The sequence below is a fragment of the Portibacter lacus genome, from assembly GCF_021533215.1.
Taxonomy (GTDB): Bacteria; Bacteroidota; Bacteroidia; order Chitinophagales; family Saprospiraceae; genus Portibacter; species Portibacter lacus.
Genome location: NZ_JAJNKA010000026.1, coordinates 1 through 19,878 on the forward strand (window position 1 = coordinate 1; position 19,878 = coordinate 19,878).

19 protein-coding genes are annotated in these 19,878 nt (G+C 32.2%); all 19 read right to left on the reverse strand.

Translation table 11 applies throughout. From position 1 onward, the window contains the following. Positions 1–550: 550 nt before the first annotated feature. The 19 genes from L2586_RS23965 to L2586_RS24055 all read right to left on the reverse strand — a co-directional run bounded on the left by L2586_RS23965 (position 551) and on the right by L2586_RS24055 (position 19,497). Positions 551–1,360, reverse strand: coding sequence for a helix-turn-helix domain-containing protein (locus L2586_RS23965; protein ID WP_235295542.1), 810 nt, complete (start codon positions 1,358–1,360; stop codon positions 551–553). 220 nt (positions 1,361–1,580) lie between these two features. Beyond that, positions 1,581–2,534, reverse strand: coding sequence for a TolB-like translocation protein (locus tag L2586_RS23970; RefSeq protein WP_235295543.1), 954 nt, complete (start codon positions 2,532–2,534; stop codon positions 1,581–1,583). A gap of 258 nt (positions 2,535–2,792) precedes the next feature. Further along, positions 2,793–3,860 (reverse strand): linear amide C-N hydrolase, encoded by a 1,068-nt coding sequence (locus tag L2586_RS23975; RefSeq protein ID WP_235295544.1) that lies wholly within the window; start codon positions 3,858–3,860, stop codon positions 2,793–2,795. 114 nt (positions 3,861–3,974) lie between these two features. Next, complete coding sequence (locus L2586_RS23980) at positions 3,975–5,102, reverse strand: DUF6090 family protein (protein WP_235295545.1); 1,128 nt, start codon at positions 5,100–5,102, stop codon at positions 3,975–3,977. A 93-nt stretch (positions 5,103–5,195) separates the two neighbouring features. Next, positions 5,196–5,927, reverse strand: a complete 732-nt coding sequence (locus L2586_RS23985) for a DUF6090 family protein (RefSeq protein ID WP_235295546.1) — start codon at positions 5,925–5,927, stop codon at positions 5,196–5,198. Between the two features lie 97 nt (positions 5,928–6,024). Further along, positions 6,025–6,750: a DUF6090 family protein gene (locus L2586_RS23990; protein WP_235295547.1), complete on the reverse strand. Its 726-nt coding sequence runs from the start codon at positions 6,748–6,750 to the stop codon at positions 6,025–6,027. 18 nt (positions 6,751–6,768) lie between these two features. After that, positions 6,769–7,539: a DUF6090 family protein gene (locus L2586_RS23995; protein ID WP_235295548.1), complete on the reverse strand. Its 771-nt coding sequence runs from the start codon at positions 7,537–7,539 to the stop codon at positions 6,769–6,771. Between the two features lie 723 nt (positions 7,540–8,262). After that, positions 8,263–9,342, reverse strand: coding sequence for a Fic family protein (locus tag L2586_RS24000; protein ID WP_235295549.1), 1,080 nt, complete (start codon positions 9,340–9,342; stop codon positions 8,263–8,265). Between the two features lie 289 nt (positions 9,343–9,631). Next, positions 9,632–10,489 (reverse strand): SdrD B-like domain-containing protein, encoded by an 858-nt coding sequence (locus L2586_RS24005; protein ID WP_235295550.1) that lies wholly within the window; start codon positions 10,487–10,489, stop codon positions 9,632–9,634. 329 nt (positions 10,490–10,818) lie between these two features. Beyond that, positions 10,819–11,247 carry a hypothetical protein gene (locus tag L2586_RS24010; protein WP_048643041.1) on the reverse strand — a complete coding sequence of 143 codons (429 nt, stop codon included), beginning with the start codon at positions 11,245–11,247 and terminating at the stop codon, positions 10,819–10,821. After that, positions 11,237–11,782, reverse strand: a complete 546-nt coding sequence (locus L2586_RS24015; protein WP_048643040.1) for a hypothetical protein — start codon at positions 11,780–11,782, stop codon at positions 11,237–11,239. Before L2586_RS24015 ends, L2586_RS24010 begins: the two co-directional genes overlap by 11 nt. 74 nt (positions 11,783–11,856) lie before the next feature. Next, positions 11,857–12,432: a Crp/Fnr family transcriptional regulator gene (locus L2586_RS24020; RefSeq protein WP_235295551.1), complete on the reverse strand. Its 576-nt coding sequence runs from the start codon at positions 12,430–12,432 to the stop codon at positions 11,857–11,859. Between the two features lie 95 nt (positions 12,433–12,527). Continuing rightward, positions 12,528–12,854 carry a hypothetical protein gene (locus L2586_RS24025; RefSeq protein WP_235295552.1) on the reverse strand — a complete coding sequence of 109 codons (327 nt, stop codon included), beginning with the start codon at positions 12,852–12,854 and terminating at the stop codon, positions 12,528–12,530. A gap of 15 nt (positions 12,855–12,869) precedes the next feature. Then, positions 12,870–13,382 (reverse strand): hypothetical protein, encoded by a 513-nt coding sequence (locus L2586_RS24030; protein ID WP_235295553.1) that lies wholly within the window; start codon positions 13,380–13,382, stop codon positions 12,870–12,872. A 1,365-nt stretch (positions 13,383–14,747) separates the two neighbouring features. Then, entirely contained in the window at positions 14,748–15,827 is a 1,080-nt protein-coding gene (locus tag L2586_RS24035; protein WP_235295554.1) for a Fic family protein, read from the reverse strand. Positions 15,828–15,861: 34 nt separating this feature from the next. Further along, positions 15,862–16,011 carry a hypothetical protein gene (locus L2586_RS24040; RefSeq protein WP_235295555.1) on the reverse strand — a complete coding sequence of 50 codons (150 nt, stop codon included), beginning with the start codon at positions 16,009–16,011 and terminating at the stop codon, positions 15,862–15,864. Continuing rightward, on the reverse strand, positions 16,008–16,727 hold the full coding sequence (locus L2586_RS24045; protein WP_235295556.1) for a dienelactone hydrolase family protein: 720 nt from the start codon (positions 16,725–16,727) through the stop codon (positions 16,008–16,010). The genes L2586_RS24040 and L2586_RS24045 overlap by 4 nt, the downstream gene beginning before the upstream one ends. Positions 16,728–16,817: 90 nt before the next feature. Next, positions 16,818–17,948: a DUF6438 domain-containing protein gene (locus tag L2586_RS24050; RefSeq protein WP_235295557.1), complete on the reverse strand. Its 1,131-nt coding sequence runs from the start codon at positions 17,946–17,948 to the stop codon at positions 16,818–16,820. Positions 17,949–18,087: 139 nt separating this feature from the next. Further along, positions 18,088–19,497 (reverse strand): AraC family transcriptional regulator, encoded by a 1,410-nt coding sequence (locus tag L2586_RS24055; protein WP_235295558.1) that lies wholly within the window; start codon positions 19,495–19,497, stop codon positions 18,088–18,090. Between the last annotated feature and the right edge of the window lie 381 nt (positions 19,498–19,878).

The window sequence follows — 19,878 nt, forward strand, 5'->3', positions numbered from 1 at the left end:
AATTGATCTCAAAGGGGAAAGCCTCAGAAACAGATCTAAAATATAATTGTAAATTTGAAATAGCGAGTTATCCACATAGGGGGTCAAACCTCAAGAACTAGGGGGTCAAACACATAGGAATAAGCATGAGATGGTTTGAAAAGGTTTCTTAGTTTAGATAACATATTCGCAATTTTTATTTTGGTTAATTATTATTGAAATAATACTGACTCATCATTTATTCTAACTCTTTACACTCAAAATTTAACTCCACTAATAAGTCTATTATTGAGATAGGTGAGATATTAAAATCTTCAATCCTCAATATTTTATCACAGTCCTCCAAATCGAAATTCCACTTTAAATTTGGAGACAATTTATCAAGTTTAGGTTTTAATTTTTTGATATCTTCAGCAGTTTGGACTGAGGTTTTGAATACATGAATCATCAGTAAATTATTTTTATATCATTTCTTAAGGATGCAAAACATAATGATTAACACCTTGCTTAAAAATCTTATGCAAAGATAGAGGTGGAAAAAGGGTAAGAATTAGGATAAACCAATTTGATGTTAGGACAAATCAATCATTTCTCGATAAGCTATAGGAGTTATGCCTTCTTGTTTTTTAAAAAGACGGGTGAAATATGATTGGTCATCAATCCCCAATTCTGAAGCTATTTCTTGGATGGAAAGGTCTGTTTGGAAGAGTAAAACTTTCGCTTCATTAATTAGTGATTCTCTAATCCAAATGGAGGGCGATTTTTGGGTAATTAATTTGACCGTTTTATATAAGTGATTAGGGCTGATATTAAGTATGGAGGCATAGTGTGAAACCTGATGCTTGGAATTTACATTTTTATGCAATAATCCTATAAACTTGTTGGTTAATTCAACAGCAGTATTATTTTTATGATTTGAAAGTGGCTGATAATCGACATTTAAGTCACAAAGTGCTGCTATAAGATGAGATTGGATTATAATTTTATTTTGTAGGCTATTAGTGGTATATTCATCCAGAATTCTATTGAAAGATTGGTCTAAATACTTTGCCGATTGATTTTTAGGTTTGATGACAGGGTTTCCCCAAAAATTCAAAAATTCAAATGATTTCAATAAATCTCGGCTTCCAATTTGTCCAATTAAAAAATCATCATTGAAGCCACACATAAAACCACTCCCTTGTTCGCTCTTCTCCATTTCATCGTTACTATAACTAAATACTTGTCCTGCAGAAATTACGATGCATTCATTTTGATAAATTTTTGCAGTTTGACTTCCAATTTTCATGGTAAGGATGCCACTTGTAAGAAAAAATAAGGTGTGCGTTTTTGCTTTAACTGGAGGAACGGGAGGCTTAGAAATTTCGCTTAAGTCTTGCAATTTAGCGATATAGAAGAGTTCAAAACCTTCTTTGAATATTACACTTCGTTTCGACCCAAAACACATATAAGATTCTAGAAATTCGTTTGGCTTAAGGGTTTTGACTTTTGATTTCATGAGTTTAATTTTTTCCTGCTTGCCGCTAACGCTTCGGCTAAACGTCGTAGCGAGCTTTTGCTCGCTATGAACGTTTTAGCCATTGTTAGGCAACGTTGCATTTTCATAGTTTTACCAAATTCAGATATTCGGTTTCGACATAAAAAATATTCCATTCGCCATATTCATAATTCCCTAAATTCTCTGCCCGACTAAAAAAGAAGTACTTTCCATCTCTTGAAAATCGTGGACTACTTTCTTCGTCTTTCGTGTTAACTAATTGTCCGATTGATTTAGCTTTACTCCATCCATTCTCTGTTTTCTTAGAAACGAAGATATCTTCGCCACCTGTTCCATTCGGCGCACCAAAAGAATTGAAAACTAAATATTTTCCATCGGGCGAAATTACAGCCGAATAAACCCAGTATTTTTCGTCCTCCCAAATTCCTTTTATTTCTTTTGGTTCAGAAAATCCTTTACCGTCGAATTTGGTTTCGTAAAGTTTAATAGATTTAGTTCCACGTTTCATTGATGTGAAATAAAAATCCTTGTTATTATTTGTAAACAAGAAATTATTATTTGAAGATGGCCATTCTTCATTTTCTATTTGAACATAATTAATCGGTTCAGGTAAAGGTATTGGTTCACTCCATCCATTATCAATTTTTTCCATCATCCAAATATTCATATCAAAGTTTCCTTTATTTGGCTTGTTTGGAATTTCACGTTCTGAACCAAAAAACATGAACTTTCCATTGGGTGTTATAAATGGTGTTTCGTCTCTGTTTGTAGAAAAATCAGCGATTTTTGGTGTTGTCCATTTACTGTCTTTGAAATCACTTGTATATATCATTTGCTTGCCTTCGGGCGGTCTTCTCGAAAAATAGACTTTTAGACCATCCGTTGAAAAAGTCAATTCAAATTCACTATTATCAACTGTTGAGATAATGCCTTCTGCAAATGGAATTGGTTTTGAAACGACTTCTTTTGAATATTGAATTTTTGGTATTTTCTGTTCGTTAGTACAACTAACTAAGCCCAAAATTATAATTGTATAGATAAGGTTTAATCTGTTCACGATTTTTTGATTTTTAATTCTGACTAACGTTCGCTAAGTTATTGATTATCAATAGTCATTGTCTTCTCCAAATTTACATTTTCCATCTTGTATTTTCAAATTCCTTTTGCGAACGTTAGCAAGGGAAATTAATTTACTGAGGAAAAATTGATGTTTTTTGACATCAATTGAGGTCGGTCGAATCTGGGGAATGTCACATAACGGGATCGCATAAACGCAGTTGGCAGCTTTTGCTGACAATTGCCGTTTTATGCATTGTTACCTGCTTTTTTCTTTTTCATCATTAAAGGTTGTAGTGTTAGGATAATTAGCACTATATGCTCTCATCTCCTTGGGTATATCTTTAAGCATATCTAAACTATCAAAAACTTGATTAATCAAATCGAAATTCTTATCAATTGAATACTTCTCAAAATTTACAGAATTTTTAGAAGTAGCTAAATCTAAAATCATGCAAGGAGTAGCACTTGAGAAATCTAAACTCTTCATTTGAATTTTTAAAACCTTAGAATTACTTTTTGTTTTAAAGTGTATTTCTAAATTAGAAATGTCATAGACAATACTCCATTGAGTAAAATTAGGTTGTTTAACTTTATCAAGAATTTTAAAAGAATACTCAATTATATCAAGTGAATTGGCTTGTGAATACTGATTCACCAACTTTGCTGCTTGCTCAAATCTTTGTAAAGAGCTGCCCGTAAATATGTTTTGATTGCTTTCTTCTTTTTTAGGATTATCTAAATGCTCTATTGATTTACTATAGGCGTTATTCGTTAATACTGAAACGTTAAGCGTTTTCCCTTTTGTCACTTTCATTTCACTTTCGATAAATTCAATACAAGCTGAATCTCCATTCTTATCTGTTAAAAAAAAATGCAATGCCGCACCTGAATCATCTATTATTCTTACTGTTAAATCACTTTTTATAACATCATTAATGTTTTCAGAGACATCTAATTGGTATTGAATCCATTGAAGTACTGAAATACCATATCTACTATCTGATTTTGGATATTGAGTGCAATCAAACCATAATTGTTCAATCACTAAACCTGATTCATTTATTCCTCCATAAGGAAATTCTCTTCCTGCTTGATTAAAGGTTATACTTCCTACTTTTGAAGTCCATTTTAATTGTTTCTCAGATGGTGGCACCAATGCAGTTTTTGAAACATTTCGCTTATTCACTACAATGTGTCCATAATCAATCATAAAGTCAAAATTTCTTCCGAACACAATTTGATTATCATCTTTCAAAGCAAAAGTTGTACAGCCAAATCCATTAGTTCTGTTTACTATTTCCTTTAATAAATTGATTTCTTTCATTTTTGAATGTGGTTTTTCCGAATAGCGCACAACGTTTTGTGCAGACACCGTACGAAGCGAAGCGAGTATGGTGCTCTGAACATTGTTAGCCTTTCGTTATTTTCTATTTTTTACTTATTCTGATATTTCTAGTTCTTCAAGTGTTCTCTTTGCAGAATCGTTATCAGGACTCAATTCGACAAATTTCTTGTACGCCTTTATCCCTTCTTCCTTTTTACCCATCGCCATTAAACACTCACTATAACTATCCCAAGGATTCGCTTTATCGGGATATAATTCAGTATTGAGTTTAAATAGTTTCAATGCTTCATTGAAGTTTTTTTTCTTAAAAAGATCATAACCAAGCGCATTTATTGCCCATATAGAAGTGATGTAATCCGAATCCTTCTTGTCTTCGCTATTTATGACTTGAATTACCTCATCTATCGTTTTCCCTTTTGTCACTAGGTCAGAAAGATGTTTTCGTGGTATTCTTTTGATATTCTTAGTTCTACCGTTTTGTGTCAATGCATTTACTAGGACTTCAGCAAACTCGTTGTTCGATATTTCTAGATTTTTCAGGCTAGAATAGGTCCATGATGTCTGAAATCGCAGGTCAAATAGTATCTCATCCAGTTCTGTAGAGCCATATAGTTCTTTTAATTTTGAATGATCGATAAGGTCGATATAACCAAGAGGTGCGAAATCATAAGGATTATCATTGAACGCTGCTTCAGTGTTGTGGATTCCGTATTTTCTAAAAAAAGGCCTTACGTGTTCTTGCTTTAACTTATTCCATCTTGTATAGTTGTCACTTACTCCTTTTTCTTTTCTGATAAAATGTTTTAACAGATCCCGAATGTTATCGTTGCGTATGCTAGATAGCGACTCGGTATGTTTTTCTGATATATCAGCTTCAAATATTTGGAGCCAATGCAAGAAATTGAGATTCGTATTTAGATCGTAAGCTGCTCTTCCTTTCGATTCATTGTACACTTGATAGTGCACATTCTGATGCCGCTTCATTTCTGTTATTTTCATGATTGTGAAATCGAAGTTGTCATTAAGGTCATTCAATAGTTTAGCATAAAGGTCAAGTTCTTGGTTATCGGCTATTTTGGTCGAATTCCAGTTATTGATCTGTAAGGCGAAAAGGATCCCGACTATCACTAGGACGATCTCTCCAATGGCGTAGAGTAGGTATTTACTAAACTTGTTTTCGGTTAGCAAATTTTGTCGAATTTTTCTAAAGAATTTAATCATTGGTTATTGGTTGGTCTTAATGAAGGCTAACGGTGGGTAAATGCGGCATGCGACGTTAGGAGCATGATCGTCATGTACATTGTTGTGCTTTCGTTATTTTTTATTTTTGATAATTTCATCATCTATATCATCAATAAGTTCAGTTACCTTATTCTTAATGCTTTGTAAATATGGAATAGAAACTTCTTTATTATATGTAAGCCATAATAACATATTTTTAAATTCAGTATTACTTTTTAAATTCTCAAAATTATTAGGTCGGGCTAGATATGTTATCAAGTCAGGTTTAACCGTTTTATTGGTTAATGGGTATGATATTGACTCCGCATAAAGCCACAAAGTCCTGTCCCAATCATTAACTAAATTAAAAAAATCATAATCATATATTTTTATTATTTTATTTTTTAAATCATCCCTTTCAATTATGTTAATTCCTTTTGTTTTCAGCGTCTCATATGTAGAGTTTCTAAAATAAGGTGTTTTCCAAGTATTGATTCGGGCAAACGAAGTATCTAATTGATTATCATAAGCTAAATCCTCTTCAATATACTTTAAGATTTTTCTATTTCGCTCTGCTCCCGTTTTAAAGTTTGAAATAGTCCTTTCCAGTTCTGATTTATTATCTTCTAGGTCACTTTTAAGAGATACTAATAATTCTAATTCTTCAAGTCTTAATTTACGTTCTTCATTCCAATTATTGACTTGTAATGCCAAGAGAATTCCTATCATTACCAATATTATTTCCCCAATTGCATAGATTAAATATCTACTGAATTTATTTTCAGAGAGTAATTTTTTTCTAATTCTTCTAATGAATTTTATCATTATTAAATTTGTTTTGCCCAATGAAGCACATCGGTTAGTCAATGAAGCGTAGAGACCGAATGGAAGCTATGATTTCATATACATTGTTGTGCTTTCGTTATTGATTACTTAATTCATTGTCAATCATTTGTATTATTTTTTTTACTTGCTCAATTCTTTCTTTATAATTCGGAATTATTTGATGTTTATCTCTTGCCATCTTGTGAGATATTAAATTTACAAACTGTTGGTTTGTAAATAAGGAATTATAGTCAACTGGACGAGCTTCTCTTATCAAACTATAAGTAGACATTTCTCTTTGATATGCTTTCCCAAACTCTTCATAATCGTAGTCATAACCTGCATCAGTAATTTTTGCAGTGTAGACATACCTCGCTTCATATAATCCTTGCAGTTCTATTCGCAAAGAATCATTGCTTATCAAACTAAAACCGTTTATTTTTAAATTTTGATAAGCAGATGTTGTTGGCATAAAGATTGGGTTCGCTGGAATTCTTGATAGATGTTTGCTTAATGTGTCGTGATAAGAAGTTCTATTTTTAAGGGCATCAAGAATAACTTGTGAAGATTGAACAGATATTCCGTGCCAGCGTATGTTTGTTTCAAAGTCCTCGATATCTTTTATCAAGTTTGCCTTTATCTCTTTAAAAGTAGATACTTCAAGTTCTTTTAATTTTCTGTTTTCATTAGCATTGTTAATCTGCAACGCAATTAAAATTCCACTTACCACAAGGATAATTTCTCCAATTGCATAAATCAGATATTTACTGAATTTATTTTCAGAGAGTAGTTTTTGTCGAATTTTTCTAAAGAATTTAATCATTGGTTAGTTTAACTTTCGTTATTTTTTCAGTGTTTTTAATTCATTATTTATCAATTGTAGCACTCTTTCGGATTTTTCTGTCGCTTGTCTTAAAGGACGCCTAACATACCAATATAATTGATTCTTCAAACTTTTCAGAAAGTATAGATATTCCTCGTCCTTTTTAAGCTCTTCGTAGTTTTTTGGCGTCATTGTTTTATTTTGAAGGCTATCAATAAAGTGTGGGTCGTCCCAAGTATTTCCCCACAATTCATTAAATCTACTACTAAAGATGTTTTTGCTGGCATCTTCCATAATCATGGCATAGCGATTTATCCTTACATCGAAAGCTCTCTTTGCAAACGAATAGTAAGATATTATTTCATTCTTTAAGATATCGTTAGAGATAATATTCAAATCAGTTGATGATAGTGTAGCAAAAACTTCTTGGTCAATTTTTGGCGAAAATAAAGCGGTCGTTTGTCTAAAATGGGTCTTTAATGAGTCATTATATGCTAAACCTTCCTCCATATGTTTTAGCAGGAAGTATATGGCTCTGTCAGTTTCGTCAAAAGTTTTACTAAAGCTATTTACTTGGTCAAAATCCCCTTTTATGGTTGTCTTGAAATTTTCGAGCATTTTTATTTCTTCAGCTCGCTCTTTACGATATTCATTTCCATTGTTTATTTGAAGAGCAATCAAGATTCCGATAACAACAAGAATAATTTCTCCAATGGCATAAATCAGATACTTGCTGAATTTATTTTCAGAGAGCAGCTTTTGTCTAATTTTTCTAAAGAATTTTATCATTGGTTAATGGTTGGTTATAATGAAGCACAACGTGATAGCGATAAGAGGAGTTTCGCCTTCCGCAAATCGTTACCACTAAAGTTATGTAATTTTAGGTATAATGTGTTGGAGTGGGAATAATTTAAGGCGAAATTCACTTCTTAATCGCGTGTTATATTTAGTGATAAAATAAATCTTAAGACACACGATCGCGTTTGCCATTCGTAAATTCTAATAAAAGCTACAAACGGAGATAAATACGATGAACGTTTAAGATCTGACTCACAAAGATCGGTGCGTCGGCCTACTTTTTTCGGTCGAGTTAACGATAATACAAAAGAGAAGACGAGTTGGAACATGACAAAATTGAACGATTGGATTGGAGTGAGCAAAGTTGCTAGATTTACTGTAAGCGCGAAAGTTGAAGGTTTCCGTATTCGTTAAGAGAAAAGCTGAATAAGTAAAAACACCTTTTCAGTAATTGAGCAAAGACAAGGATGAGTTTACCGTTGCAAGATTTGGTGTTCGAATTGAAGGAAATGTGCTTGTTTAATTTGCTTTCTAGCGCGCGTTTAAGTTGATCGTCTTCTCCTGACAAAATTTTAGCTTCGACCGAAAAAAGTTTCAAGGAATTGAGCGTTATAAATGGCTAAGTACCACCATAGATGAATTGACGTGATAGCTGAATCCTGAGTCCGACCGAAGGGAGGATTCAGAGATTTCGGCATGTTATGTTTCCGTGCTTTACTCTAGGATTTTCATTAATCCTTCATTAATATATAATTTTTCTTTACCAACTTTTATAGAAGTTAGAACTTTTAGAGCTTCGAGTTCACTCAGGTATTTACCTACTGTTTTTGGTGTTCCCATTTTCTCATCAATCAAATTTTTTCGTTTAGTATAGGGAAGTTTAAAGATTAGATCTATCAATTCTCTTGAATAAATTGTTGGGTTTGATTTTTTAACATAAGCCTCAACGTCTTCTTTGAGTTTTACAATTTCTTCTAATTTGGCAATTACGTTTATAGATGTTTTCTCAACCATATCAAGCATATAAAGAATATAGTTCTCCCAGTCATTTTGTTCCGTTACTAGCCGTAGTGATTTATAATAGTTTGTTTTATTCTTAATTATGTATTCACTCAAATAAATCCCAGGAATTTCTAGTAAGTTCTCCATTTTGAGATACAAAAGTAACAGAATTCTACCAGTCCTACCGTTTCCATCAGCAAATGGATGGATAGCTTCGAATTGGTAATGCATAACTGCCATTTTAATTAAAGGATCTAGTTTGTCATTATCATTTATGAATTGCTCTAGATTGGCTAATTTATTTCTTATTACATCTTCTCCAGTTGGAGGTGTGTAGACTTTCTCGCCTTTTCCATCAAGTAAAGTTGTTCCTGGGGTGACTCTAATTCCTGCTTTATTCTGCTTAATTATTTGGACAAGCTTAATACAGAGATTCGTTGTAATAAAGGGTTTTTGTTCCAGATCTATTAGGCCTTGCCAAAGTGCCGATTTATAGCTAATAATCTCTTTGGCTGCTGGGTTGTTGTGGTTTTTATTTGAAATTAAAGATTTGAAAATTTCATCATTTGTGGTAATAATATTTTCAATCTCAGAACTAGCTTTTGCTTCTTTGAGGTGTATAGTATCTAAAAATAAATTAGGATTTGGCAAGTTTGATAAAGCACCGTTTAGCTTCCCCAATGCTCTACTAGCAGAGATTGTCTTAATTAGTACCTTCTTCGTTTCAATCTCCTGTTTTGGCGGAAGCAGAGGAAGGTCATTGTAAGGTTTGGCTTTGTCGAATTGAGTCATTTTTATGAGGGTAACATTTACGCTTGTTAATTAATCAAGGGTAAAATACGGATACATTTACACCTATGCAACTTTCGAAGGTAATTGGTACATCTGTTAATTTGCATGAACGTCTCAGCTGCAAGAGGAGGAACGACGAAGGAAGGCTTATGTGATCGCAACATGTTATCATCAGTTCTTCTTTTTATCTAAAGATACTTAATTGGAAAATAGAAATCTCAAATAGTCTAATTTTGAAGGTCTAAAATGCTTGGCATTAAAGTTTTCAAAGGTCATTAGCTCTTTGGTATCATCTTTCAATGATGCCTAATCCAATATCTTTTTTTATGCCTCCCTCTTCAATGATAAATGGATCTGAAGTATACCATTTGCGGTAAGTTGTTTCTCGAGTGAAATGAAAATCAGAATCTATGGTGTCATCATTTCCCGCATTGGCTGTAGTTACATTGCTCTCTTCCTTTGTTGAATATCCAACCTGGATTGGATAATTTACAAATACACCATTAAAAGTAAAGTGACCATTATCATCTGTCTTGATCCTAGATGTTGGATAATATATCGGATACACATCATGAATTCCTTCTACAAGGTTCGCAGAATCCGTGCGCAAATATAAATCTACATTTGCAAGTGGACTTTCATTAGGCTCGTTTATACCATTTTCATTCTCATCTAACCAGACTTTACCTTCTACCTTTCCAGATTTGACAATCTTATCAAGTACAACTCTGACTTCTCCACTGAATTCACCATCGTCAAATTGAATGCAAATAAGATCACCAGTTGAAAAGAATGACGAAACCGTCATCTCTAGATCACTTCCATAAGTAAAAATGAAGGTATTATCTGCGGTAAAGGAGCCAGCCCGATAGTGAGCTGATTCCTCTACAACATCATATTTTATCCAAAAGTCATTGTATGGTCCATCTTGTGGTATTGGGGTGATAGGATATATATTTAGGAATCTGTCGTCCGCATAGTAAACATCAACATGATCAAAATCTAATTCAAATGTTTCATCAGTGAAAGACCATTCGATAAACTCCTCATAACTATTATCATTAGCGCATGTGCTTTGTTCTGTCTCGCAGGAGCATAAATAACACAAGAAAAGAGAGCAGATTAAGATTTTTGAAGGTGTTTTCATTTAAATATGTATTAAAGTTACGCATGAGAAAACTAGCGAATTTGCCTATGCATATAAACCAAGCTCTGCGTTCATATTGGCCAGAGTTTATTTTTTAAGACTACGAAATCCGATAGTTGATCCATAGATGTAACTTCTTTTCTAAGCTTTTATTTTAACTCAGCTTCCCATAATTGATGATAACGTCCCATGTATGAGTAGTAGCGTATAAAACCCACCATAGAAACTATTTAGACGAAAGATACTAAAATGCACTGACCTTTCGGATAGCAGAAAGGAGCTATTACTTATACATTATGTTATCTACAGGTTTTTCTTTTCCGTTCAAATTAGAAATCAGGAAAAAAGGTCAGATCAATTTTCTCTGATTGAATATCCTTTTCTACTCCTTTGACTATTTTAATAGCACTTTTTACAGAATCTGTATTTATTAATTTGACTCCGTTTGAAATTTCCAATTCTTTTTGTCTTTCATTTAAAGTCAAGTGAAGTGGTTTTATAACTATTAAATAGTTTAATAGTGAATGATTTAAAAGAGAAGAACTACTTTGAAATTCTCTCAAAGAGAATATTCTATCAATAGGTGCTAATCGATTATCAATTATGATATTAAAAGGCTCTTTTAGATTTGAAATCATTTGAGTGGTTTCCTGCAATACACCTTGAATATCTTCTAGTGAAATATTTGAATGAAAATGAGTTAGAGCTGCAAGCTTATTTTCAACGAGCCAACCTGTCTTAAAGTTTTTATTTTTCATAATCACTTCTTGTTTTAATCCAATTAAAGACGTTTTTCACTATAAAGAATAAAATTAAAACGACACAAATAATACTAAGCGTCATTTTAGTAGACGTAAAAATACTGGCTATCGAAACTTCAGATGTACTGATTTTTGGAAAAAGGGACATTAACAAAAGCTGAGAAATATTTTCAAAAACATCTGAAATAGCCAAAAACAAAGGCAGAATAATATACCATTTCTCTTTTTTTACTAAAGCAGCAAGCAGTAAACAATAGCCAATGCCAGAAATTGTTGTATACAAAAAATCAACACCCAGCATTTCGGAATAAAAAGCTCTTCCTTCTTCACCTAGTTGTTGATACAGATTGCTTAGGTATTCAAAATTATAAGAGAATAATTGGTCTGGATTTTTTACACCGTTCGAATAACTTAGGAATTCGGGTAGGTATTTAAGAATTAAAATGGCTTGTAAAACAAACCCTAAAATGATTATAGGAAACGCAATTTTGTATTGTCCTTTTTTGGAAAGAACGTGAAGTATTTTTTTCATTGAAAATCGATTATGTGAGTTAATACACAAAACTAGATTCTCAATCTTCTTTTTCTGTTATCAATTGTTATCACTTACATTTTTCTGAGATTAGACTTAATTCTACTCAATGAAATGGGCGTAATTCCTAAATAAGATGCAATATGTTTTTGCGATATGTGTAATTCTATGTTGGGGTAATGTTTTATGAAGTTTAAATACTTATCTCTTCCTTTTACTTGTAAAAGACAGTTATCCCTATTGTTTTGTCTTTTAATCTCACCCTCTTTTATTGTTTTTCCAATTTCAGACAGGAAATTGTTGTTAGAAAAAAAAGATTTTAATTCATTTGAATTAAATAAGATGAGTTCGGTTTTGCACATTGCTTGGTAGTGATGCAGAGATCTACCATTTAAAGTTCGAAGCGTAGATGTACTCATAAACTTTCCTTCCTCATAAAAGGCAATGCTTTTTTCGTTTCCGTCATCATCAATTATATAGGCTCTGATTATTCCCTTCTCTATAAAAACCTCTTTCTCAAAAAAAGCATTTTGTTGAATTAAAGAGTCTTCTTTTTTCAAGACTTTAAGTTCGGCCATAGTTTTAATGATATCCCATTCCTCAGGAATCATTTTGTCAAAAGGGTTAATATATTCTTTAAATTTCTCCAACTTGTAGATAACGGTTTTGCTGCATCCTGAGTACGAGGCGATAGCCGAAGTATTCAGTGATGAAGCCTGTTATATGGCGTATTTATTTGATGATTTTAATGTTTAATGATTTCATAACTATTGAAATTAAATACATAGTTATCCTTATCTTGTAATTCATTAACTCTTTCGTCATATGGATCTAATGACAACCAATAACTATTCGAGTCTTCTAAAAATCCTTTTATTTGACCTATATACTCCTGTTTAATAGAGGCGTCAAATATTTGAAATTCTCTTATGTCAAATAAGTTTACGTTGATTAATTCATTGTTCTTTACAAGTTTGAGTTTTATATTGCTATTTTCTTCATCATATTGAATTGACATTTCAATTAATTTCGAATCTCTAATAATTGTAACTAGTTTGTCTATTTCGCTCATCTAAAAATGGTTCGGTTAGGGTAAATTATTCCAATTTATTTCAGGAGAATTTAATAAATTCTCTAAGTATTTAACATTTGGACTTATCAAGGTTCCATAATCAGTAGCAGAAGGGATATATAACTCAAATAAATAATCACAATCATTCTTTAGAATTTGATATCGCTGTTTTCCTCGAATTTTATCAGGTTCGAAATAATCAGGAGGCATTTTATTCATTTGGATCATTTGAATTCCATTTCCCCATTCAGGTAGCAATTTCACGAATTCATTTGTTTCTATAATGAAATCAAATTTGACATTTTTACTTTTGATTTTGATTTCTGGTTTTGAGTCTAATATTGGTAAGCTTCTATTTTTCCAGCTACTTGGATTAGATAGACAGTGATTGTAAATCCAAACATATTTGTAATCATTTGAAATTAAGTATTGGACAAGTTTAACAGAAGCAAAGTCGAGGATAATCCTATATCTGTCGTCGCCGGTTTTCTTTATTGAGTTTATATTTTCTATTAATTCCTTATCCAATTTCCTCTTTGTTTATGCCATATAACGTGATAGCGATAAGAGGAGTTTCGCCTTCCGCAAATCGTTACCTCTAAAGTTATATAATTTTAGGTAAAATGTGTTGGAGTAGAAATTGTTTAAGGCGAAATTCACTTCTTAATCGCATGTTATATAGAGTAATAAAAAGAAATCTCAAGACACACGATTGCGTTTGCCCTTCGTAAATTCAAAAAGAAGCTACAAACGGAGATTGATGTATTTAACGTTAAAGATCTGACTCACAAAGATCGGTGCGTTGGCATACATTTTTCGGTCGAGCTAGCGATAATACGAAAGAGAAGACGAATTGGAACATGACAAGATTGAACGATTGGATTGGAGTGAGCAAAGTTGCTAGATTTACTGTAAGCGCGAAAGTTGAAGGTTTCTGTATTAAATAAGTGAAAAGCTGAACAAATAAAACACAATTTAAGTAATTGAGCAAAGCCATAGATGAGTTTACCGTTACAAGATTTAGTGTTCGAATTGAAGGAATTGCACTCGTTTGGTTTGCTTTCTGGCGCGCGTTTAAGTTGATCGTCTTCTCCTGACAAAATTTTAGCTTCGACCGAAAAAAGTTTCAAGGAATTGAGCGATAGAAATGGCTTAAGTACCACCATAGATGAATTGACGGAGTCAATTTATTCTAATATAACGTGATAGCGATAAGAGGAGTTTCGCCTTCCGCAAATCGTTACCTCTAAAGTTATATAATTTTAGGTAAAATGTGTTGGAGTGGGAATTCTTTAAGGCGAAATTCACTTCTTAATCGCGTGTTATATTTAGTGATAAAAGAAATCTTATGACACACGATTGCGTTTGCCATTCGTAAGTTCAAAAAAAAGCTACAAACGGAGATTGATGTATTTAACGTTAAAGATCTGACTCACAAAGATCGGTGCGTTGGCATACATTTTTCGGTCGAGCTAGCGATAATACGAAAGAGAAGACGAATTGGAACATGACAAGATTGAACGTTTGAATTGGAGTGAGCAAAGTTGCTAGATTTACTGTAAGCGCGAAAGTTGAAGGTTTCTGTATTCGTTAAGAGAAAAGCTGAACAAATAAAACACAATTTAAGTAATTGAGCAAAGCCATAGATGAGTTTACCGTTACAAGATTTAGTGTTCGAATTGAAGGAATTGCACTCGTTTGGTTTGCTTTCTGGTGCGCGTTTAAGTTGATCGTCTTCTCCTGACAAAATTTTAGCTTCGACCGATAAAAGTTTCAGAGAATTGAGCGTTATAAATGGCTAAGTTCCACCATAGATGAATTGACGTGATAGCTGAATCCAGAGTCCAAACAACGGAAGAATTCAGAGATTTCGGCATGTTATGTTTCCGTGCTTTACTCTAGGATTTTCATTAATCCTTCATTAATATATAATTTTTCTTTACCAACTTTTATAGAAGTTAGAACTTTTAGAGCTTCGAGTTCAATCAGGTATTTACCTACTGTTTTTGGTGTTCCCATTTTCTCATCAATCAAATTTTTTCGTTTAGTATAGGGAAGTTTAAAGATTAAATCTATCAATTCTCTTGAATAAATTGTTGGGTTTGATTTTTTAACATAAGCCTCAACGTCTTCTTTGAGTTTTACAATTTCTTCTAATTTGGCAATTACGTTTATAGATGTTTTCTCAACCATATCAAGCATATAAAGAATATAGTTCTCCCAGTCATTTTGTTCCGTTACTAGCCGTAGTGATTTATAATAGTTTGTTTTATTCTTAATTATGTATTCACTCAAATAAATCCCAGGAATTTCTAGTAAGTTCTCCATTTTGAGATACAAAAGTAACAGAATTCTACCTGTCCTACCGTTTCCATCAGCAAATGGATGGATAGCTTCGAATTGGTAATGCATAACTGCCATTTTAATTAAAGGATCTAGTTTGTCATTATCATTTATGAATTGCTCTAGATTGGCTAATTTATTTCTTATTACATCTTCTCCAGTTGGAGGTGTGTAGACTTTCACGCCCTTTCCATCAAGTAAAGTTGTTCCTGGGGTGACTCTAATTCCTGAATTATTCTGCTTAATTATTTGGACAAGCTTAATACAGAGATTCGTTGTAATAAAGGGTTTTTGTTCCAGATCTATTAGGCCTTGCCAAAGTGCCGATTTATAGCTAATAATCTCTTTGGCTAATGGGTTGTTGTGGTTTTTATTTGAAATTAAAGATTTGAAAATTTCATCATTTGTGGTAATAATATTTTCAATCTCAGAACTAGCTTTTGCTTCTTTGAGGTGTATAGTATCTAAAAATAAATTAGGATTTGGCAAGTTTGATAAAGCACCGTTTAGCTTCCCCAATGCTCTACTAGCAGAGATTGTCTTAATTAGTACCTTCTTCGTTTCAATCTCCTGTTTTGGCGGAAGCAGAGGAAGGTCATTGTAAGGTTTGGCTTTGTCGAATTGAGTCATTTTTATGAGGGTAACATTTACGCTTGTTAATTAATCAAGGGTAAAATACGGATACATTTACACCTATGCAACTTTCGAAGGTAATTGGTACATCTGTTAATTTGCATGAACGGTCTCGTATATGCGGCGTAACCAGCTTTTGCTGGGCATGACCGTCATATACATTGTTGGCAGTAGTTTTCATTCCTCAAATTTGTATTTGAAAAATTCTATCATTCTATTCCAAGATTTTCTATCGGCTTCTTCTTTGTAAAATAACCCTTTCTCAGGGAAATTAGCTTTAGGATTGGTAAATGCATGTCCTGTATGACCATATGCATTGAGTTCCCAATCAGCCTTTTTATTTGTTAGCTCAGCGGCTAATTCAATAACCTCATTTGGTTTTGCCAAAGGGTCATCCCAGCCATGAAGTATCAAAATTGGTGTTTCAATTTTAATTTCATTTTGTGAATTAGGAGAATCATAAACGCCATGAAAACTCACTATACCTTCTATTTTTTCACCAGAACGAGCTAAGTCCAAAACACATTTACCTCCGAAACAATATCCTATCCCACCTATTTTGTTGTTATCAACAAATTTTAATGACTTGCAGGTTTTCAAAGAAGTCTTCATTCTACTAAGTAGTAAATTTCTATCCAAATTCAATTTATCCATTAGGATTTGAGCCTCCTCAGGTGATTTTGCCCGTACTCCTTTACCATAGATGTCTATTGCAAAACCTACGTATCCTAATTTTGCAATTGCTATTGCTTTATTTTCTTCAAATTGGGATTGTCCACCAAATGCATGGGCAATAATGATTGCAGGTAGTTTTCCTTCAATTTCATCATCATAGGAAATAACTCCTTCGTAGGTTAATTCTGAATCTTGATACTCTATTTTTTCAATTCTTATCATTTTTTCTAATTACTGCCAACGGACGTTTCAGCTGTAACCGTCGTGGCGTTGCGATAGCAGCCATGACGTGTTAAAGCGTGTTACTTGCTGTTACTTTGTTTTGAATTTACTGTTTAACTCTATGAAATTATAGCCTAAATCTATAATTTTTACTCCGTTAGAAGTATTGAATCTATAATATCTTCCGTCAGTTGAACCGAAATTTGTGTTTACGTATTCTTGATAATATTCGAATTTTCCTTCATAATATAGTCTGTTGTTTGAGATTTTATAATTTAATTTAGGTGAATTCTCAACTTCCTTTCCAAAAATCAAATTCTTATATAACTCAAAAGTTTCAGCCTTCGTTAATGCCATTACAGACACAGAATCCATAAACATTAAGTAATTTGGGAAATCTATTGGAAAAAAGTTCGGGTTTATTAATTTTTGATCATTTAATCCAGGAAAATTTCTTAGAAATGAATAAATCCATCTCAGTTCATTTGGTGCTTTGTTTCCATAGTCATAAATAGATTTAATGATTTTATTATTTTTACTAAAAGTAGTTGTAATTATTTCATCATCAGTATGATCAACTTCATATCTATTCTCAAGTCTATTTATATCAATATATTTGAGAATCGCAAACACTTTATTTGCAAATAAGGAGTCTATTTGCAAAATTTTAATACCAGGATTTGGGCAGTATTTTTCGCATATATAAACAAGTTTACCTTTTCTGGAAATTGAAATATTTGTAACAGGACATTTGCCGTAACAGCCTGAAGTTGATAGTGTTATGTTGTCAATTTCGTCATTTGTTATTGACTTATCATCTACTTTAAGGTATACTTCGACAATATTTTCTTTATCCATAAGGATCAATGTATCAGAATTTAATTTGACAATTTTCTTTTGAATTTCTTTAGAGTCAAACTGACTTTTGTATGATAAAACATTCTTAGAAATAGAAAAGTCAATCAAAGGATCGATGATTTCATAGGATTTAGGTTTTGAATTTAATTCTTTAAGAATTCCTGGTATAAATCTAAATTGTTTATCAGAAACGAAATTGTAATTTTTGTTTATAGGCCGATATATAGCTGATTTAGGAGCAGATTTATCAATGTATTTTTCGAATTTCCAAATTCCTTTGAGATTTAAATCTTGATCTTCCTGGCAACTAATTAATAAAATAATAAAGCCGATTAAAAGGACTAAAATTGAATTTGTATTCATTTATATCTTTTCCCTTTTAGATGAAGCTAATTGAACTTATGGTGTTTTCTAAATTTAATAGCAAGTAACGGTTTATGATAAGAGTAGTAGCGACAAAGGAGCTATTACTTCTTATCTATTGTTGTGCGTTCGTTTTCTTTTATTCAAGTATATCTCTCAAATCGTTTATGAAATTTAAAGATTCTTTTTCAATTTGCTCTGTTAACTGTAATCTATTATCAATATCAGGATTCTCTACAATTACGTGTTCTATAATAGGCAAGCTATTATTAATTGACTCAACCAGATGATATTTTTTCCAATCACTATTTTTGAACATTTCCCAATATTTCTTTCGGATACTTTTGTTTTGTCCTGACAAGCAAATTGAAAAATTCATCAATTTATGATTTAAGATAATCACAAATTTCAATTTTTGTTTTTTCAATTTTTCTGTTGTCAATGAAAAATAGGAAAAATCTGGACTTCCTTGATATACCTTTCCAAGTTTAAAATAAGCTTCATATTCTTTTTCAAAAAAAGCCCTTAACTCTTTCATGTATTTTATTAATTCATGATAGCCTAATTGTTTTTCACATGAATTACTCCCTCCTTCCATCGAAGATATGTTTACATTATAGGTTTTGTTTAGTATGATATTTTTCTTTTCAAGTGGAATACAAATGTCCAATATGATTTTTTGTTCAGGATGGGTCTTATGGTCATTATGATAGATTTCAAAAAAATCCCCGTCTCTAAATTCATATCCATTTTCTATTACCCATATACAGATATTCTTCCATGCTTTCGAAATGTCTTCTCCTTTAATTTCGAACCTTCCAACTACATAAATGCCTCTTTGTATGTTTACTTGTCTTATTTCACCTTCAGGCTCAATATCTTTATTAATCGTTATACAAGCACTAAACCTAACTTTTGTGTATTGGGTTACATTGGGGTTATCGTGATAAATGGTAATTGCTTTGAAATCCGAGGTATTGATTACTTCGTTTTTATGCCCCCATTTCATTAATTTTTGATACATATCACCAATTTTACCAAATTCTCCGATATGCATAACACCTGCAAGTTTTATTTCTTGTAGTTCTGTTACAACAATTTGTGCATTCATTTCAATCCATTTTTTAATGTTATCAATGCTACAAATGTATCTTTCAGTTGAAAATGACTCTATACCAATCTTGCTAAGCGTATTTTTTCCTTCCGATTTAAACCTGGTCGGACTAATCCCATAATATTTTTTAAATGTTCTTGAAAAGGAGCTTTCGCTGTTAAATCCATAGATATAAGCAAGTTCTTTTATTGTTTTATTTGAACCTGTAAGTAGCATAGAAGAAATACGCTCTACTCGTTTCCTATTTACATACTGATTCAGATTTTCTCCTATAATTGTTGAGAATACTCTATGAAAATGGAAAGAAGAATAATGTGCTTTTTTCGACAAAGATTCAAGTGATAAATCCGCTTCAAGATTCTTTTCAATAAAGTCCAAAACGAAATTTATTCGTTTAATGTACTCCAATCTTGTTTTATTGAAATCATCTTCCATTTTTATTTTTTCTTAATGACGCACAACTCACTTATATACCCACAAATTAATATAAATCATTCCAACTTTCTCACTTCCGTTATATTTATTAACCTCTTAACCACTTCCTATATATTTAGCTTTAAAAGCTAATCTATAAAATTTGCCTTGATTGCTAGCGCTATTAAAATGAACTACAACAATAACTATTCCTCGATAACCACCGGATAACTTTCTAACGAAACTCCCACATTGACCTAGACCTCTACCCTATTCTCTGACGTTCGTACACATCTTTTTAATTTAATATGTTGTAGCCAATCATAATTGATTCGAACTTCTCTAATCCCCAAACAAACGTTTTTGTTCCCGGTGGTCGACTTGGCTGATAGAACTCTTTCC

Bases quoted from the DNA above. Each gene is read 5' to 3' on its own strand.
- L2586_RS23975 (WP_235295544.1), bottom strand. From the start codon at position 3,860: ATGAAAGAAATCAATTTATTAAAGGAAATAGTAAACAGAACTAATGGA.
- L2586_RS23980 (WP_235295545.1), bottom strand. From the start codon at position 5,102: ATGATTAAATTCTTTAGAAAAATTCGACAAAATTTGCTAACCGAAAAC.
- L2586_RS23985 (WP_235295546.1), bottom strand. From the start codon at position 5,927: ATGATAAAATTCATTAGAAGAATTAGAAAAAAATTACTCTCTGAAAAT.
- L2586_RS23990 (WP_235295547.1), bottom strand. From the start codon at position 6,750: ATGATTAAATTCTTTAGAAAAATTCGACAAAAACTACTCTCTGAAAAT.
- L2586_RS23995 (WP_235295548.1), bottom strand. From the start codon at position 7,539: ATGATAAAATTCTTTAGAAAAATTAGACAAAAGCTGCTCTCTGAAAAT.
- L2586_RS24000 (WP_235295549.1), bottom strand. From the start codon at position 9,342: ATGACTCAATTCGACAAAGCCAAACCTTACAATGACCTTCCTCTGCTT.
- L2586_RS24005 (WP_235295550.1), bottom strand. From the start codon at position 10,489: ATGAAAACACCTTCAAAAATCTTAATCTGCTCTCTTTTCTTGTGTTAT.
- L2586_RS24010 (WP_048643041.1), bottom strand. From the start codon at position 11,247: ATGAAAAATAAAAACTTTAAGACAGGTTGGCTCGTTGAAAATAAGCTT.
- L2586_RS24015 (WP_048643040.1), bottom strand. From the start codon at position 11,782: ATGAAAAAAATACTTCACGTTCTTTCCAAAAAAGGACAATACAAAATT.
- L2586_RS24025 (WP_235295552.1), bottom strand. From the start codon at position 12,854: ATGAGCGAAATAGACAAACTAGTTACAATTATTAGAGATTCGAAATTA.
- L2586_RS24035 (WP_235295554.1), bottom strand. From the start codon at position 15,827: ATGACTCAATTCGACAAAGCCAAACCTTACAATGACCTTCCTCTGCTT.
- L2586_RS24040 (WP_235295555.1), bottom strand. From the start codon at position 16,011: ATGAAAACTACTGCCAACAATGTATATGACGGTCATGCCCAGCAAAAG.
- L2586_RS24045 (WP_235295556.1), bottom strand. From the start codon at position 16,727: ATGATAAGAATTGAAAAAATAGAGTATCAAGATTCAGAATTAACCTAC.
- L2586_RS24050 (WP_235295557.1), bottom strand. From the start codon at position 17,948: ATGAATACAAATTCAATTTTAGTCCTTTTAATCGGCTTTATTATTTTA.
- L2586_RS24055 (WP_235295558.1), bottom strand. From the start codon at position 19,497: ATGGAAGATGATTTCAATAAAACAAGATTGGAGTACATTAAACGAATA.